At 40.3% G+C, this 17143-nt stretch carries 16 protein-coding genes and 1 pseudogene; 7 read left to right on the forward strand and 10 right to left on the reverse strand.

The window, feature by feature from the left end:
• Positions 1-76, forward strand: a pseudogene (locus tag I6E80_RS15455) (elongation factor Tu); the annotation flags it as partial.
• Between the two features lie 245 nt (positions 77-321).
• Here the strand turns inward: I6E80_RS15455 and I6E80_RS15460 are convergent.
• From I6E80_RS15460 to I6E80_RS15480, 5 genes are all read right to left on the reverse strand, one after another.
• A complete protein-coding gene (locus I6E80_RS15460; protein WP_197185915.1) occupies positions 322-1518 on the reverse strand; it encodes a dipeptidase in 1197 nt (398 codons plus the stop codon).
• A 64-nt stretch (positions 1519-1582) separates the two neighbouring features.
• Positions 1583-1837: a YheU family protein gene (locus tag I6E80_RS15465; protein WP_007378894.1), complete on the reverse strand. Its 255-nt coding sequence runs from the start codon at positions 1835-1837 to the stop codon at positions 1583-1585.
• On the reverse strand, positions 1834-2826 hold the full coding sequence (locus I6E80_RS15470) for a hydrolase (RefSeq protein ID WP_024595257.1): 993 nt from the start codon (positions 2824-2826) through the stop codon (positions 1834-1836). The genes I6E80_RS15465 and I6E80_RS15470 overlap by 4 nt, the downstream gene beginning before the upstream one ends.
• A gap of 843 nt (positions 2827-3669) precedes the next feature.
• Positions 3670-4092 (reverse strand): TIGR02444 family protein, encoded by a 423-nt coding sequence (locus I6E80_RS15475; RefSeq protein ID WP_165726850.1) that lies wholly within the window; start codon positions 4090-4092, stop codon positions 3670-3672.
• The gene (locus I6E80_RS15480; RefSeq protein WP_197185916.1) at positions 4076-5998 is read right to left on the reverse strand and encodes an ATP-binding cassette domain-containing protein; all 1923 of its coding nucleotides are present in this window, start codon (positions 5996-5998) and stop codon (positions 4076-4078) included. Before I6E80_RS15480 ends, I6E80_RS15475 begins: the two co-directional genes overlap by 17 nt.
• A 132-nt stretch (positions 5999-6130) precedes the next feature.
• Between I6E80_RS15480 and I6E80_RS15485 the strand changes: the two genes are divergently transcribed.
• Complete coding sequence (locus I6E80_RS15485) at positions 6131-6334, forward strand: YheV family putative zinc ribbon protein (RefSeq protein ID WP_007378899.1); 204 nt, start codon at positions 6131-6133, stop codon at positions 6332-6334.
• A gap of 33 nt (positions 6335-6367) precedes the next feature.
• Here the strand turns inward: I6E80_RS15485 and I6E80_RS15490 are convergent, their stop codons facing one another.
• A complete protein-coding gene (locus tag I6E80_RS15490) occupies positions 6368-6583 on the reverse strand; it encodes a SlyX family protein (protein ID WP_007378900.1) in 216 nt (71 codons plus the stop codon).
• The gene (locus tag I6E80_RS15495) at positions 6570-7568 is read right to left on the reverse strand and encodes a WD40 repeat domain-containing protein (RefSeq protein WP_076926050.1); all 999 of its coding nucleotides are present in this window, start codon (positions 7566-7568) and stop codon (positions 6570-6572) included. The genes I6E80_RS15490 and I6E80_RS15495 overlap by 14 nt, the downstream gene beginning before the upstream one ends.
• A gap of 215 nt (positions 7569-7783) precedes the next feature.
• On the opposite strand from I6E80_RS15495, the gene fkpA reads away from it, so the two are divergent.
• Positions 7784-8530 (forward strand): FKBP-type peptidyl-prolyl cis-trans isomerase, encoded by a 747-nt coding sequence (gene fkpA / locus I6E80_RS15500; protein WP_024595253.1) that lies wholly within the window; start codon positions 7784-7786, stop codon positions 8528-8530.
• Between the two features lie 65 nt (positions 8531-8595).
• Here the strand turns inward: fkpA and I6E80_RS15505 are convergent, their stop codons facing one another.
• The gene (locus I6E80_RS15505; protein WP_007582240.1) at positions 8596-9066 is read right to left on the reverse strand and encodes an Rsd/AlgQ family anti-sigma factor; all 471 of its coding nucleotides are present in this window, start codon (positions 9064-9066) and stop codon (positions 8596-8598) included.
• Positions 9067-9596: 530 nt separating this feature from the next.
• Between I6E80_RS15505 and hemE the strand changes: the two genes are divergently transcribed.
• Positions 9597-10661 carry a uroporphyrinogen decarboxylase gene (hemE, locus tag I6E80_RS15510; protein ID WP_197185917.1) on the forward strand — a complete coding sequence of 355 codons (1065 nt, stop codon included), beginning with the start codon at positions 9597-9599 and terminating at the stop codon, positions 10659-10661.
• A gap of 73 nt (positions 10662-10734) precedes the next feature.
• On the opposite strand, the gene sthA is transcribed toward hemE, so the two are convergent.
• Both sthA and I6E80_RS15520 read right to left on the reverse strand, forming a co-directional pair.
• Entirely contained in the window at positions 10735-12165 is a 1431-nt protein-coding gene (gene sthA / locus I6E80_RS15515; RefSeq protein WP_024600008.1) for a Si-specific NAD(P)(+) transhydrogenase, read from the reverse strand.
• A gap of 13 nt (positions 12166-12178) precedes the next feature.
• Positions 12179-13312, reverse strand: coding sequence for a fatty acid desaturase (locus I6E80_RS15520; RefSeq protein ID WP_024589509.1), 1134 nt, complete (start codon positions 13310-13312; stop codon positions 12179-12181).
• Positions 13313-13438: 126 nt separating this feature from the next.
• Between I6E80_RS15520 and fabR the strand changes: the two genes are divergently transcribed.
• The 3 genes from fabR (at position 13439) to leuB (ending at position 17095) form a co-directional block, all read left to right on the forward strand.
• Positions 13439-14062 carry an HTH-type transcriptional repressor FabR gene (fabR, locus tag I6E80_RS15525; RefSeq protein WP_010555448.1) on the forward strand — a complete coding sequence of 208 codons (624 nt, stop codon included), beginning with the start codon at positions 13439-13441 and terminating at the stop codon, positions 14060-14062.
• Between the two features lie 406 nt (positions 14063-14468).
• Positions 14469-16022, forward strand: a complete 1554-nt coding sequence (leuA, locus tag I6E80_RS15530) for a 2-isopropylmalate synthase (RefSeq protein WP_197185918.1) — start codon at positions 14469-14471, stop codon at positions 16020-16022.
• Positions 16019-17095, forward strand: a complete 1077-nt coding sequence (gene leuB / locus I6E80_RS15535) for a 3-isopropylmalate dehydrogenase (RefSeq protein WP_024600010.1) — start codon at positions 16019-16021, stop codon at positions 17093-17095. The genes leuA and leuB overlap by 4 nt, the downstream gene beginning before the upstream one ends.
• The last annotated feature ends 48 nt before the right edge of the window (positions 17096-17143 follow it).

Consider the following 17143-nt stretch of genomic DNA (forward strand, 5'->3'; position numbering starts at 1 on the left):
TGAAGGTCTTCGTTTTGCTATCCGTGAAGGTGGCCGTACTGTAGGTGCTGGTGTTGTAGCAACTATCGTAGCGTAATAATTAACGTTAAAGTTAATTGTTAGAAAAAGGTCACTTAGGTGGCCTTTTTTAATGCCTATAGAAAAGTGATTAGCTTTGAGTTATAACTTTCTTGCCGTAGCTTGGGTTGAGTTTTACGAAACCCGAGGGAAAAGGCTGCTGAAAATAACTGAGCTCTTAAATATAAAAAAGCACGGCTAGGCCGCGCTTATATTGAGTTAGCTCTTGGTCTTTTAGCCAATTACTAATATATGATAAAAGCTTTAATGCTTTTTAGCATATTCTTCAGCTTGTTTTAACACTCTTAATAAATTACCGCTTAAAATCTTTTTAATATCTTTGTCGCTGTAATCTCTGTCCATTAAACCTTGAACAAGATTAGGGTAGCTAGATACATCTTTTAAGCCGATAGGTAATGAATCGCCCACACCATCATAATCAGAGCCAATACCTACATAATCAATACCAATTAGCTCAACTACGTGATCAATATGATCAAGCACCTGTTCAAGGCTTGCAAATGGGTATGGATTTTTAGCACGGTACGCAGCATCAAAATCGTTGCTTAACTTAGTGCCTTCTTTTTTTGCAGACTCTTTTGTGTTTTTTAATTGCTTGCCCCAACTACCTGCTTTAGCGGTAACAAAGCTTGAGCCAAAGTTGATTTGAATAACGCCGCCATTTTCTTTAAGCGCCAATAGCATATCGTCATTCATATTACGCTCAAAGCCTGGCGTGTATTTACGAAGTGATGAATGCGAGGCTATTACTGGTGTCTTAGATAGATCCATAACTTGATAAAACGCATCATCAGAAATATGCGAAACGTCGATTAACATACCAATATTATTCATTTCAGTGACAAGCTTTTTACCAAATGGGCTTAAGCCTTTCCATTTACGGCGTATATCGTAAGAAGAATCCGAAATATGGTTGCTTTGCGAGTGCGCTAGCGTGATGTAGCGAATGCCACGCTCGTAAAAATGCTGAAGATTCTTCATATCCCCTTCGATTGGAGAGCCATTTTCCATACCCATTGCGATAGAGAGCTTACCTTGTTTAAATTGCTTCTCTATATCACTGCTTGAGCTAGCAATAGCAAACTTATCGGGCGCGCGCTGGGCTATGGCTTCCATACTATCAATCATTTGATTGGCTAGCTGATAGCTTTTACCTTTACCTTCAAACTCCAAATGCGCAGGAATATAAATCGACATAAACGGTGCGTTTAAACCGCCTTTTACAGCGCGAGGGTAGTCAAAATCGCCATCAGTTGTCGCTTTAGTTACATCAACCCAGTTTTTATGAATTCGGTAAGGTACGTCGATATGGGTATCAATTAAAATAGTGTCTTTAGCGAGCTTAATTGCCTTTTCAGATGCTGTTATTGTTTGTTCTGCTTGGGCTTGGCTAGTTAATGCTAGTGATATAGCTACCACTAGAGTGCTGAGTTTTATCATGTTTTGGCTCTTTGGGTAAAAAGCCATTGTGTACGCTCAACTCAAAAGTTACAAGTACTACGCCTTAATCAAACGACTGTGCTTGATGCTCTTCACTTTGCAGCGCTTTAAATTCGCCCTTCGAAATAATAGTTACAGACTCATGAAGTTCTGAAAAAAACACCATGGCTTCGCCATTTTTAAGCTGTAGCTTAACTTGGTTAACTTTAGATTCAATGCTTGCTTCTACTTCGCCATAATCGGTGCCTTCACGTAAAACATAGCTTTCTATTAGGTTGTAAAGGGTGTCTTTATCGAGTTGTTCAAAAGGAATAATCATAATTGCTCTTTGTTTGCATTGCCTAAAACATGTTGCCCAAAATAGCATGGCACGGCTTTCTCTAACCAAAATATAGGCTTAAACGGATTTTTACCGCTAATAAAACCAACGTGTCCGCCCTTGTCAGAGATGCGCAGCGTAACATGCTCACTTACATCTTGCCTACTCGGTACGGCCTTAATTGAGAGCATCGGGTCGTCTTTGGCATGAATAATAAGTGTGGGTATAGCGATATCTTTTAAGTACGGCATAGCACTGGCTTTACGATAGTAATCGTGGGCATTTTCAAAGCCATGTAACGGCGCTGTAAGTTGGTTATCGAACTCTAATAAATCATCAATATTCATTAATTGATCGGTAGTTATAGGAATTTGCTGCTTAATTTGCGGTAATTTACGTTGCATCGACTTTTTCATGCGATCGAGCAAATACTTTTGATAAATTTTACCTAAGCTTTTACGAATCACATCACTTGATGATGACAAGTCATAAGGCGCCGATACCACTGCAGCTGCATTGAGTGGGCAGTTTGTATTCTCTTCGCCTAAGTACTTAGCAAGCACATTACCACCAAGCGAAAAGCCCACGGCAACCATCGCTCTATCTGGGTATTGTTGCTTAAGATGATTTATAAAAAAGGCTAAATCGGCGGTGTCACCGCTGTGATAAGCACGTGGAAGGCGGTTTACTTCAGTTGAGCAGTTTCTAAAGTGCATAAGCACAACTGCATAACCTTGTTTTTTTAAAGCCTTCATCATGCCTTTGGCATAAAAGCTATTTATATTGCCTTCAAGGCCATGCAAAACAACGGCAAGTGGTGCGGTTTCATTATGTGGAAGTGACCATGCGAGCTCAATAAAGTCACCATCGGGCGTATCAAGTTGCTCAAGTTCGTAGCGAGTGTGGTGAAATGGGCGGAAAAAACGCGGCATTATGGTTTGAACGTGACGATTGGTCATCCACCATGCTGGTTTGAACTGAGAGATCATGTTTGTACTACGCACTTTGTATTAAACGAAAAGCTAGTGTACCAAATTTTTCGCTTCAGAAAATAAAAAGCGCCTAACTAGTAAACTAATAAGGCGCTTTAGTGCGTCGTGCTTAATTTTGTTCGGGGATTTCTGCATCATGTATTTTTTTCAAAAAGAAAAAAGCAAAAAATATACACAAAGAAACAACGATGGTTAAAAACCCAAAAGACATAAATAAAACTGGATCTGTAAAAAAGTCTCTAAAGAATACGTTCATGAGTTGTTCCCCTCGTTGTTGATGGGTTAATCATAGGCGGTGTTTGCAGGTCGCAACGTGATCGAGATCAAGTTATTTACATAAGCAGATATAGGGGTGAAGCTAAGTTGATTTAGATCATGCTTTAAGGGCTACTAAGTTATTACCACTGAGAGCTAAGAGAGTTTTTCACTTTACCTAAAAGCGTAGCGCTTTAAACTTTTTTGAGTAAACCACTTAAAGATTTTTTGCACAAAGAGAAAAGAATGAGAAGTAAATGAGGGTAGAGCAACAAACTGCTCAATATTTATATCTAAGTAATTTAGTTTGTTTTCCTCTAAAAGCGAAGCGCCTCTTAACCTCTTTGTGAGTAAATTACTTAAAGGTCTTTGCGCAAAAGGAAGAAAAAGAGAAGAAAATTAGGGCAGGGTAATAAAATGCTGAGCTAAACAACCGCTCAATATTTATATTTTTACCTAAGTAATCTAGTTTGTTTTCCTTTAAAAGCGAAGCGCCTCTTAACCTCTTTGTGAATAAATTATTTAAAGGTTTTTTGCACAAAGAAAATAGAATGAGTAGTAGAAGAGGGTATAAAAACTAGCAGCCTAAGTGGCTTTCATATACAGCTCAATATTGTTTGGTTCTGCATGCTCGATTAATTCAAACTCATTTACTGCTTCAATCAACATATGTTGCTGTTGTTTTTCAAGCTTTAGCTCAGCGCTTAGTAACTCTGCGCGTATTGTGGTGTAATCACTTATCGTATTCTGATTAGCTTTTAAATAGCTACGGGCAGCGCGCAGAGGTTGTAATGCGTGAGTATCAAACTCACTAATTGCGTCTATTAACTCATTTAACTGTTGGGTATTAATACTTAAATTTAATGAGTCTAAATAAAGTAGCAATAAGCATAAATTAACGTTTTTTCCTTGCTGGTTTTGTAGTGCCAGCAAGGTTGTTTGTTGATCAGGCTTTGCGTACAAGGTGCACGCAAACTGCCAAAAATGGTCGCTATTGAGCAAGTTCATCGGCGAATGCCTGCTCTTTTTCTTCCATTTCTTCAAGTGCCATAAGTAGCTCTTCTTCAACGTCATTAAGTTTAGGCGTAAGGGTTGCTTGCTTGGCTAATAACTCTTTAAGCTTGGCTTTGTTGTCGTCGTTGTACAGTTCGTTATCACCTAAGGTCACTTCAACTTCACTTAATTCAGCGGTGAATTTATCGAGTTGCTTTCCAAGCTTTTCAATTTGCTTTTTAAGTGGCTGAGTGGCTTTTCTAAACTCAGCCTCTAAACGCTTTTGTTCCTTACGGTTAACACCTGGGTTTGCTTTAGGCTCGTCGGTTTGCTGCGCTTTAACCGCTTCTTTATTCGCGTTAAGTAACCATTGATAATACGCATCTAAGTCGTAACCAAACTGGGTTACTTTGCCGTCATCTACTAAGTAAAACTCATCGGCAGTATTTTTAAGCATATGGCGATCATGCGAAACGGTAACCATAGCGCCTTCAAAGCCTTGTAGTGCCATAACAAGTGCATGGCGCATTTCTAAATCAAGGTGGTTAGTTGGCTCATCGAGTAGTAATAAGTTTGGTTTTTGATATACCAACATAGCAAGTACTAAACGTGCTTTTTCGCCGCCCGAAAATGGGGCTACAGGCTCAAGGGCTTTATCGCCAATAAAGGCAAAACCACCTAAAAAGTCACGTAGTGATTGCTCAGTAGCTTTAGGATCGAGTCGTTGTATATGCGTTATTGCACTGGCTTTTAAATCAAGAGATTCAAGCTGATGCTGCGCAAAGTAACCAATATTTAAACCGTGATGCTGAATAACTTCGCCAGCTTGCGGCTCTAAATCACCAGAAAGTAGTTTAATTAGCGTTGATTTACCCGCACCATTTCTACCAAGTAAAGCAATTCGGCTACCTGGTACAAGGTTTAGCTCTATATTATTTAAAATAGTGACGTCACCATAACCCGCTTTGGCTTTATCTATTGTCATTAGTGGGTTTGGTAATGCTTTTGGCTCTGCAAACTCAAAGTTAAATGGCGAGTCGGCATGTGCCGGCGCTAGTTTTTCCATGCGTTCAAGTGCTTTTACACGGCTTTGTGCTTGTTTAGCTTTACTGGCTTTTGCTTTAAAACGCGTTATAAACTGCTCAAGGTGCGCAATTTGATCTTGTTGCTTATCAAACATTGCTTGTTGTTGTAGTAAGCGCTCAGCTTTTTGGCGTTCAAACTGCGAGTAGTTACCTTTGTACACGTTGATAAGTTGCTTATCTACATGCCAAATTTGATCAACCACCGCATCTAAAAACTCACGGTCATGCGATATAAGTACAAGGGTGCCAGTGTAAGCACGTAAAAAACGCTCAAGCCAATAAACAGCATCTAAATCAAGGTGGTTTGTTGGCTCATCGAGTAATAGTAAATCGGCGTCGCGTATTAATGCTTGGGCAAGGTTTAAACGCATGCGCCAACCACCCGAAAACGAGCTAACAGGGTTTTCTATAAGGTTATTGGCAAAGCCTAAGCCGTGTAATAGCTCACCGGCGGTTGATTCAATGCTGTAGCCTTTAATGTTTTCAAGCTGAATATGTACTTTGGCTTGTGTGTCGCCATCGTTGTTTTTCTCGGCCTCACGCAGTGCTATACGCATTGCGTAGTATTCTGGGTGGCCTTGAAGTACATAATCAATTGCGCTTATTTCAAGGGCGGGGGTTTCTTGTTTTACTGAGGCAATAGACCAATCTTTGGGAATACTGCAATTACCAGCATCGAGTTGCAATTCAGATTTTAGTAAACCAAATAACGTTGACTTTCCACAGCCATTAGCGCCAACAAGGCCTACTTTATGTTCTGGAAATAACGTAGCTGATGCATTTTTTAATAAGGCTTTACCGCCACGAAGTAGTTCTATTTCTGAGATTTGGATCATGAATGCGTTACTTTGCTGTGCCCTTGTTAAGTTGGCGCTATCATAACATAGAACTTAATGCTCTTATCAAGCGTATCAACAAGTGAAGTTATACGATAAAATAGCAGTAGTTCAAACCACAGGAAAAATGTTGTGAGACAAAAGAAGCGATTTATTGCTGGTGCATCGTGCCCTGACTGCAAAGCTATGGATACTATGATGCTATACAGAGAACATGATGTTGAAAAAGTAGAGTGTGTTGAGTGTGGTCATAAAATGGCGCAACCCGATAACGCTGTTCAGGCGTCTACTCGCCAATTTGAACAAGTAATTGGTGTATTTAAACCGGGCGACTAACCCGGTTTTTTTATTGCCTACTTTTTACCGGTTTTAGTAATGCGGTGGAGGCGGCTCGGGTGCTTCAGACATCATAGACGATGATGACTGCGACTCTTTAATTTTTTCTGCTAGCAGCTCAGTTTGGCGTTTCATTTTTGCTAAAAGTTGCTGGTGCACTTTTATTTCATCATTTAAGACTTCAATTGTTTCGTCTTGAAAAGCCACTTTGGCTTCAAGTTCCATTAAGCGATGTTCAATTGTGTTCATTATTCTCTCGTATAATAAATCGCTCTGCGATACCGCTGGAGCTTTCGGTTAACAACGACTTACCGTTATCTGTAAATGTCACATCTAGCACCACCGCCGATTTAGGCTTGCTGCCTTCGCGCGGGGTAACCTGCCAAGTTTGAATTTTTTCACCGCTTGGTATTTGCCATAAATCTACGCGCTTATTTGGCGAGCCAGTTGCAAGCAAAGTGCCTTGTTCGTTAAAACGCACAGCAGTAAAAATTTTCTGACGCGCAATATACTTCAGTTTACTCACAAGATCACCTGTAGTCAGCTTCCATACATTTGCTTGTGCCATACTATCGGCCGTAAACGCATAGCGACCTTGTGGATCGAGCGTTACTTGGGTAACACGCGTTGGGTGATTAAAACGATGAATTACTTGCCCTGTACGTGTATCCCAAAAGTAAGCAACATAATCGTTAGAGCCACTCAAAGCAAAGCGTCCGTTAGGTGATAGGTCAACAGTGTTAACTTTATCTTGATGACCTAAAAACTCAATACGACGTCCGGTTTCTAGGTTTACAAATACGACAACGCCGTCGCTACGGCCGTATAAAACACTACGGCCTTGATTGCTAATAGCAATATCGCGAATACTGGCTTTTTGTATTTTGTAATAACCTTTATTTTTGCCTGTGGCTATATCCCACACAGCAAACGTGGTTTTTTCGGCGGTAACAGCCACGCTGTTATCAAAAGCAATAGCAACGGCGTATACCAAACTGTCTTGATCTTGCTGCTGAAACCATTGGTATTTTAGTACCTGCTGTTGATTATCCCATAGGGCGACCCCATGGTTGATAGAGGAGATCAAACTGTATTTACCATCGTTTGACAGTGTAGATGAAAACGCACCTTGTGCAGCATGTTCGTAACTTGCTACAGCGTGTTGTTTTTTATCGGTACAGGCGATGGCTAAAAAACAGCTAAATACGATTAAAAAAGTACGAAATATCGACATATTACAGGTATTTCCCCTTAACTCTTAGTGACTGAGAGGTTAGACTAGGACGCGTTAAATGCCTAGGTTGTTTGTCTAATCACTGGATATGTTTTTAGTTTAGCTAACAATGTGGAATTTAGTCATTAAACAAGCAGCCTATCATGTGGGCCGTTAATCTTTAACTAGTAATAATACATTAAAATGACAACTGCAAAGTGTGTCGGAGATTTAAAATGAAAAAGACGATTAGATTGTCATTGATTGCAGCGTCAGTTTTAGCGCTTACAGCTTGTAATCAAGAAGCAAAAAAAGAACAAGCTGAAGTTAAATTAGACACTGTTGAACAGCAACAAGCATACGGTATTGGTGCATCTGTGGGTAACTTTTTAAACAAAGACCTAGCAGACAAAACAGAAATTGGTATTGAACTAGACCAAGCACTTTTAATCCGTGGTTTTGAAGATGCACTTGCTGGCAATGCAAAGCTTGACGAAGAAAAAATTCGTGAAGTATTAACTGAATTAGATACATCAGTACGTACTAAGCAAGAAGAAAAAGCAAAAGTAGAGTCTGAAAAAAGCAAAGAAGCGGGTGTTAAATACCTAGCTGACAACGCTAAAAAAGAAGGCGTTACAGTAACTGAGTCTGGCCTACAGTACGAAGTACTTAGCGAAGGCGATGGCGAAAAGCCAGTAGCAACTGATGTAGTTAAAGTACACTACAAAGGTACTTTATTAGACGGTACTGAGTTTGATAGCTCATATGCACGTAACGAACCGACAACTTTCCCTCTTAACCGCGTAATTGCGGGTTGGACTGAAGGTTTACAACTTATGTCAGTGGGTTCTAAGTACAAGTTCACTATTCCTTCAGAACTTGCTTACGGCGACCGTGACTTAGGTAAGATTCCAGCTAATTCAACACTTGTATTTGAAGTTGAATTACTTGAAATTCAAAATGAAGAAGCACCAGCACAATAATAAGCTTGTTGTGTAAATGCAAAAAGGGACCTTAGGTCCCTTTTTTAATGTGCGTAAATAACATATTAGTTTGCGTGATTAGAAAACAAGTTATCAATAAGCTCATCTTCAAGTGCAAAGCGTGCTTCTAATGCCTCGCCAATAACAGATAAGTCATCATCAAAGCCCTTTAACAAGTCTTCTTTGTCTACCTCAGCGTATTTATCATTAAAATCAAGCGCTATGTCGGTTGTACTAGAAATACGCGGGTAAATAGAGTTTGCTAACTCTTGGCTTTGTAAGCCCTTTTTTTCACATGCTTTTGCTATATCGTCATACACTTCAAAATGGCCTGCAGATAGGTAATCCATTAAAAGTTGGCAAAATGATTCAATTAGCTTTGGCTCTGGTAATGCCTGATCTTGTTTTTCGTACGGCGTAAAGCCTGCAATTTTGCAATAAAGTACAATAAGGTCTTGGCGTTCGTTTAGCCATTTATCAATTACTGTGTGGCTACCACCCCATTTCTGTTGAGCTTTTTCTACACGCGTCAGCATAATTATTCTCCTAGGCTGGGTTGGTTTTTAATTAAAAATATAATAACTCACTGTACATCAAGATATATTTAATTTGAGCGTATATCAACAAGTAAAGTAACCCAGTTGTGAGTTGTATCTTTTTATATTAATTAAGATGGGGGAGTTTTATTGCAGGCAAGAAAAAACCACCAGTTACGGTGGTCTAATTTCTTTCAGTGACTTGTTATAACAAGCTTTCTTATTTTTATGAGATGATTTTTATTGTTATTATTTTAAAACTTTTATTTTTATTGTTTTAAGATTTTTATTGTTGTTTTTGTTAACGCGGGACAAACAATAACAAGGTTTTTAGTATGTTGCAAACATATTAATAAAAAGTTTTAAATGTTATTCTTTTTTGCTTATTTTATAGTCAAAATGGATTAAAACACTCCATTATATTGATCTGCCTCTAGGTAAAGCTGTTTTCGTCCCTAAGCAATAGAGGGTCGGGGAATATGGTGGTACAATCTTGCACAATTTATACAAGTCTTAGGATCATTTACGCCATGAGCGAATTAAAAAACGACCGTTATTTACGTGCACTTGCAAAACAACCTGTTGATGTAACTCCGGTATGGATGATGCGCCAAGCAGGACGCTATTTACCAGAGTACCGTGCAACACGTGCACAAGCGGGCGATTTTATGAGCCTGTGCCGCAATGCAGAGCTTGCATGTGAAGTAACACTGCAACCATTACGTCGCTACCCGTTAGATGCCGCTATATTATTTAGTGATATTTTAACAATTCCAGATGCGATGGGTTTAGGCTTGTACTTTGAAACTGGCGAAGGTCCTAAGTTTGAACGACCAATTTCATCGCTAGCTGATGTTAAAAAAATTCCAAAGTTAGACCCTACCGACGAGCTTGGCTACGTAATGAATGCAGTAAGCACTATTCGTCGTGAACTTAAAGGTGAAGTACCACTTATTGGTTTTTCTGGTTCACCTTGGACACTAGCAACTTATATGGTTGAAGGCGGTAGCAGCAAAGTATTTGGTAAAATCAAAAAAATGGCGTTTGCAGAGCCGCAAACACTTCATTTATTACTAGATAAGTTAGCTGATTCAGTAATCGATTACTTAAATGCTCAAATTAAAGCTGGCGCGCAATCGTTAATGGTATTTGACTCATGGGGTGGTGTATTAAGCCCGCGCGATTACAACGAATTTTCACTGCAATACATGCACAAAATTGTTGATGGCCTGATTCGTGAGTACGATGGCCGCAAAGTGCCAGTAACGTTATTTACTAAAAATGGTGGCCAGTGGATAGAAGCCATTGCAGCCACAGGTTGTGATGCAGTGGGCCTAGATTGGACCATTAATATTGGCGATGCTAAACGCCGTGTAGGCGATAAAGTGGCCTTGCAAGGTAACATGGACCCGTCAATGTTACATGGTACGCCAGATCGTATACGCCAAGAAGTAGGCACTATTTTAGAAGACTTTGGTACAGGCAATGGCCATGTGTTTAACTTAGGTCACGGTATTACGCCAGATGTTGACCCAGAAAATGCCGGTGTATTTATTAATGCCGTGCACGAGCTTAGCGGCCAGTATCACAAATAATTAATGTGTTTTATGCATTAATACTAAAAAGCCCGCTTAACAGCGGGCTTTTTGTTTATACGCTTTAAAGTGTTTACTTAAACAAGCGATTTAAACCATTTAATGCTGCAACTCGATAGGCTTCTGCCATGGTTGGGTAGTTAAATGTGGTATTTACGAAGTAGTCGATATTATTGCCACCATTTTTTTGCTCCATAATAGCTTGGCCAATGTGAACAATTTCAGATGCACGCTCGCCAAAACAATGTACGCCAAGTACTTCTTTGGTTTCAGTGTGGAATAATATTTTTAAACTACCTACTTCAGTACCAGCAATTTGCGCGCGAGCCAAATGCTTAAACTGAGCACGGCCAACTTCATACGGTACTTTAGCGGCTGTAAGTTCTTGCTCTGTTTTACCTACTGAGCTCATTTCTGGAATGGTATAAATACCGGCCGGAATATCAACAATCAGGCGGTCGTCACAGTTACCACATGCAATTGCATCAGCAGCTATACGACCTTGGTCAAACGCAGCACTAGCAAGGCTTGGGTAGCCAATTACATCACCTACAGCGTAAACGTTATCAACTTCTGTTTGATATGTTTCGTTAACTTTTAATTGGCCACGGCTATCGGCTTTTAAACCAATGGCTTCAAGGTTTAATGTATCTGTATTACCAGTACGGCCATTAGCAAATAAAATACAGTCAGCTTTTACGCGTTTGCCTGATTTTAAATGCATAATAACGCAGTCGTCACGGGTCTCAATTCGGTCAAACTCTTCGTTATGACGAATAACAATACCGCTGTTCCAAAAGTGATAGCTAAGCGCGTCAGATATTTCAGCATCCATAAAAGCAAGTAAACGGTCGCGTGTATTAACCAAATCAACTTTAGCGCCTAAACCTTTAAATATAGAAGCATACTCACAACCAATTACACCTGCGCCGTATATAAGTACGCGGTGAGGGTCGTGCTTAAGGCCAAGTATTGTATCACTTTCGTAAATACGAGAATGCGTAAAATCGACTTCTGGTGGGCGATAAGGGCGTGAACCCGTTGCTATAACAATCGTTTTAGCAGTTAGTCGCTCGGTTGAGCCGTCATTTCTTTTTACTTCAATCGTGTGCTTATCTACAAAGCTCGCATCACCTTGAAACATATGAATGCGGTTACGGTCGTAAAAACTACTACGTAAATTAGATTGCTTAGAAATAACCGAACTGGCGTGACGTAAAATATCAGGAAAAGTTAAGCGGCTAGGGCGCTCACCAATATTAAATAACGGGTTTGCTTTGTATTCAATATAGCGGCTAACAGAATGGCGAAGCGCTTTTGAAGGGATAGTTCCCCAATGTACACAACCGCCACCAACAGCTTCTTGGCGTTCAATAACCGCTACTTTTTTGTCGTTTTTTGAAAGGTTCATGGCGGTACCTTCACCGCCAGGACCCGTGCCAATAATTATTGCATCATATTGGTATGTCACGGGTACTTTTTTTTGTTCTGGTTGTTTGGCCACAGCCACTCCTAAATTAATTAAAAGAGGCTTTTAATAACCTCGCATTAAGTGCTAGCCATGCCTGTTTTTGATTTTCCCAGGCGGCTTCCAACTCATGGTATTGTGCCATTAATGCTGAGCGTTCACACTGCTTTGCCATGTTATTTTTTTTAACTTCTAACACTTGTTTTTGTAGTGAACAATAATTTTGCAGTTTTTTCAGCAGTAAATCGTACTCTTGTTGTAATAATGTAATCTTATCTTGTGCTAAAGGCAATTTTGCAAGACGCGTTTGCGTTTTGCTCATTAGCGTTTCAGCCTTTGCTTTTTCGATACGTTCAACAGGTGTACGCTTCAATTTATTAGCTAAACCAACAGCTGCTAAAGAGCGAATCATCCATTTTGTTGGATCGTAATGAAACCATTTAATACCGTTACGGTAGTCGCTTGCAAAAATATGGTGGAAGTTGTGATACCCCTCACCGTATGTAAATAACGCTAAAAAGCCGTTATCACGTGCCGTATTTTTTTCGGTGTATGGGCGAGAGCCCCAAATATGTGCAACCGAATTTATAAAAAAGGTAAAGTGTTGGCTTAGTACTAAGCGTAGTAAACCTGCAAGGATTAACATACCCCACACATCACCAACCAATAAACCAAGTGCTAGAGGCAAACCTACGTTCATAGCAATAGCTAGTTTTAAGTAGTGCTTATGTTGCCACATAACGACTTTATTTCGTTGTAAATCACGACAATTACTATAGTCGTTGTAGCTATCGCCTTGGTAGTCACGTAACATCCAGCCGATATGGCTATACCAAAAACCATTGGTAGCCGCGTAAGGGTCTTTTATTGGGTCGTCAACTTGACCGTGATGTATACGGTGATCGCTACTCCAATGCAAAGCACTGTTTTGTAGTGCAAAAGCACCGCCTAGCGCAAAAATAAATTCAACTGCAGGGTGTGCGTTATAGGTTTTATGTGCCCATAATCGATGGTAGCCGGCAGTAATTGATAAGCCCGCATAAAACATGCAGCCTACAAAAGCAATCCAATGCGCGCTGGTAAATCCGTAGCTAATAGCGTACCAAGGTACAAGTGTGGCAGCCGCCAAAAAGGTTAGGCTAAAAAATAGGACGTTTGTCCAAATAATCGGTGGTTTATTCATAATTCTCAATCTCAGCGTACAACTGTAAGCTAAAATAGTATTTCAAACTCTCGTCGTCAAGTATTAGACTGTACAATTGAGCTAATATCACTAAATATTCATATAAAATAATTCAGGGAGCTGTTGATGTCGGGTGTTAGAGCGCAACAGAAACAAAAAACACGACAGGCGTTAATTCAAGCGGCATTTAATCAGCTGAGTGCTGATCATAGTTTTTCGAATTTAAGTTTACGCGAAGTAGCACGAGAAGCTGGTATTGCCCCAACTTCTTTTTATCGTCATTTTAAAGACATGGATGAGCTAGGTTTAACCATGGTAGACGAAGCCGGTTTAACCCTTCGTCAACTAATGCGTCAAGCACGCAGACGAATAGCAAACGATGGCGGCAGTGTTATAAATACCTCAGTGGTTACTTTTATGGAGTTTATTGATAATTCAAGTAACCAATTTAGGTTGTTGCTGCGAGAACGCTCTGGGACTTCTAAAGCATTTAGAGCCGCTGTAGCCCGCGAAGTAAAACATTTTATTTTAGAGCTGGCTCATTATTTAGAAAGTGAAACTAAGTGTAATGCCATGCATGCCTATATTCAGGCGGAATCTATGGTAACGCTCGTATTTAATGCGGGTGCAGAAGCGCTCGATATAGAAGGATTGCAACGCGACGAATTAATTGAGCGTGTTATTTGGCAGCTGCGTTATATTACTCGTGGAGCCGGGCATTACGTAAGAGAAACGAATAAAGAAGCATAGCTTAAAAAAATTGCAAAAAGTTAATATAAGCACGGTATATTGCAGTGTTTATTAATTTAAGCGTCACCAGTCACGCATTTGTTATTTTAATTCTTAATGCGGACCTATTTTGAATTAAAAAACCCAATTGAATCGGTTTTAAATCTATTGTGTAGAATATTTATGCTTGCTTGGTGCGGCTATGAATGTTAAAAATAGGCTTCACTGAACACACACATAAGAAAACAAGATGCATATTATTCGTTTAATTACACTAAAACTTAACCTCTTACTGCCATGGCAAGTAAGCGGGGATTAGTGTGTTTGCATCGAGTTGAACACTAAAAAACCCCGCAATTGCGGGGTTTTTTTTATCTCGCGGCTGGGATTAATTGAAATTTGGGCAATATAGGAATGAGGGGCAGTTATGCAAGAGCAAGATAAAGTATGGATTTTTGATACCACCTTACGTGATGGCGAGCAGGCGCTTAAAGCAAGCCTTACTGAAGATGATAAAATTCAATTAGCACATACAATTAGCCGCTTGAATGTGGATGTGATGGAAGTTGGCTTTCCGGTTTCAAGCCCTGCTGATTTTCGCTCGGTGCAACGTATTGCAACCGAAGTAAAAGGTCCAATTATTTGTGGTTTAGCACGCTCCGTTGCTAAAGACATTGAAGCCTGCGGCGAAGCACTTCGCACAGCACAGCAAAGCCGTATTCATACTTTTATTGCTACAAGCCCTTTGCACCTTGAACATAAATTACGCATGAGCCTAGACGATGCAACAGCAATGGCCGTTAAATCAATTAAATTGGCACGTAACTATACAGATGATGTTGAATTTTCGTGTGAAGATGCTGGTCGTACGCCGCATTGGGATTTATGTAAAATTGTTGAGCAAGCAATTAATGCCGGAGCTTCAACTATTAACTTGCCAGATACCGTTGGTTTTGTAACGCCTGACGAATACGCCGCGATGATCCGCCATTTAATGAATAACGTGCCAAATATTGATAAAGCGCGCTTAAGTGTGCATTGCCACAATGATTTAGGTTTAGCAGTAGCAAACTCGGTAGCCGCAGTGCAAGCCGGAGCACGTCAAATTGAGTGTACTATTAATGGCATTGGTGAGCGTGCTGGTAACTGCTCGCTTGAAGAAGTGGCGATGATCATGAAAATGCGCCACGACCACTTAAAAGTATACACCGATATTAAAAGTGAAGAAATTTACCGCGCATCTCGTCAAGTGGCTAAAATTTGTAATATGCCAGTACAACCAAATAAAGCGATTGTTGGCGAAAACGCCTTTGCACATAGCTCTGGCATTCACCAAGATGGTGTATTAAAAGCGCAAAATACTTATGAGATCATGTCGCCAGAAAGCGTTGGTGTGCCAAGCAACCAATTAAATATGACTTCGCGTTCGGGTCGTCATGTTATTGAGCATCGCTTAGAAGAGTTAGGCTATCAAAAATCTGATTACGATATGGATGGCTTATACAAAAGCTTTATCGAATTGGCTGACCAAAAAGGCACCGTATACGATTACGACCTTGAGGCGATGATTTACTTTAATCAAATTAACGACAAAGATGAAAAATACCAATTAGAATTTGTTAACTCAGCCTCTAACTCACAATCAGTAGCAAGCTCTACGATTGGAATGCGAATTGATGGCGAAGCTAAACAAGAAGCCGCGATAGGTAATGGCCCAGTTGAAGCTTCGTTTGCGGCTATTGAGCGCTTAACCGGTATGAGCGTTGAAATGATTGAATATAACTTAGAAGCAACAGGCCAAGGTGCAAGTTCATTAGGCCAAGTAAATATTATAGCTAAATACGATGGCCGACCTTACCACGGTGCGGGCATTGCAGCGGATGTGGTTGAAGCGTCGGTACGCGCCATGATCCGTGTTTATAACTTAATTTATCGTGCACAGAAAGTGTCTGATTTAAAACAACAAAGGAAAGCAGGATGAGTAAAACAAACTACAGCGTTGCAGTATTAGCTGGCGACGGTATTGGTCCAGAAGTTATGGCAGCAGCAGAGCAAGTACTTGATGCTGTAAGCAATAAGTTTGGTTTTACATTAAACCGTCAGCATCATGCTATTGGTGGCGCAGCCATTGATGAATTTGGTGAAGCATTACCACCAAAAACACTTAGTGCTTGTGAAAGTGCCGATGCTATTTTGTTTGGTTCGGTAGGTGGTCCTAAATGGGAAAACTTACCACCAAACGAGCAACCGGAGCGCGCATCGTTATTGCCGCTTCGTAAGCACTTTGGTTTGTTTTGTAATTTACGCCCTGCACAGTTATTACCTGCATTAAGTGCAGCGTCGCCACTTCGCGCTGATATTAGCGAAAAAGGGTTTGATATTTTATGTGTGCGCGAACTAACTGGCGGCATTTATTTTGGTGAAAAAGGCCGCAGTGGTGAAGGCGCTGAAGAGTTTGCATTTGATACGCAAACATACTCACGAAAAGAAATTGAGCGTATTGCACGCTTTGCTTTTGAAGCAGCAAAACTACGTAGTAACCATGTTACCTCTGTTGATAAAGCCAATGTATTAGCATCAAGCGTATTATGGCGCGAAGTAGTCACCGAAGTAAGCAAAGACTACCCAGAAGTAAGCTTAGATTACATTTACGTAGATAACGCCGCTATGCAGTTAGTTAAGCAGCCTAGCCAATTTGATGTATTACTTTGTGATAACTTATTTGGCGATATTTTGTCAGATGAGTGCGCCATGATCACAGGCTCAATGGGCTTATTACCATCGGCAAGCTTGAATCAATCGGGTTTCGGATTGTATGAGCCAGCAGGCGGTTCAGCACCAGATATTGCAGGTAAAGGCGTTGCAAACCCAATAGCACAAATTTTAAGTGCCGCATTAATGCTACGTTACTCGCTAGGGCAAGACGAAGCTGCGCGTACGATTGAAAAAGCAGTAGCAGAAGCCGTAGAAGCAGGCGTTGGCACTCCAGATATATATCCAAATGCAGGTTACAGCACAAGCGATGTGGCAGCAGCTATCGTTTCACGCATTTAATAACATATTAAAGTTGCAGCACCGTTATGCTGCAACTCAAACAGATTA

Origin of the sequence: Pseudoalteromonas sp. NSLLW218, assembly GCF_015864775.1 — a bacterium.
Taxonomy (GTDB): Bacteria; Pseudomonadota; Gammaproteobacteria; order Enterobacterales; family Alteromonadaceae; genus Pseudoalteromonas.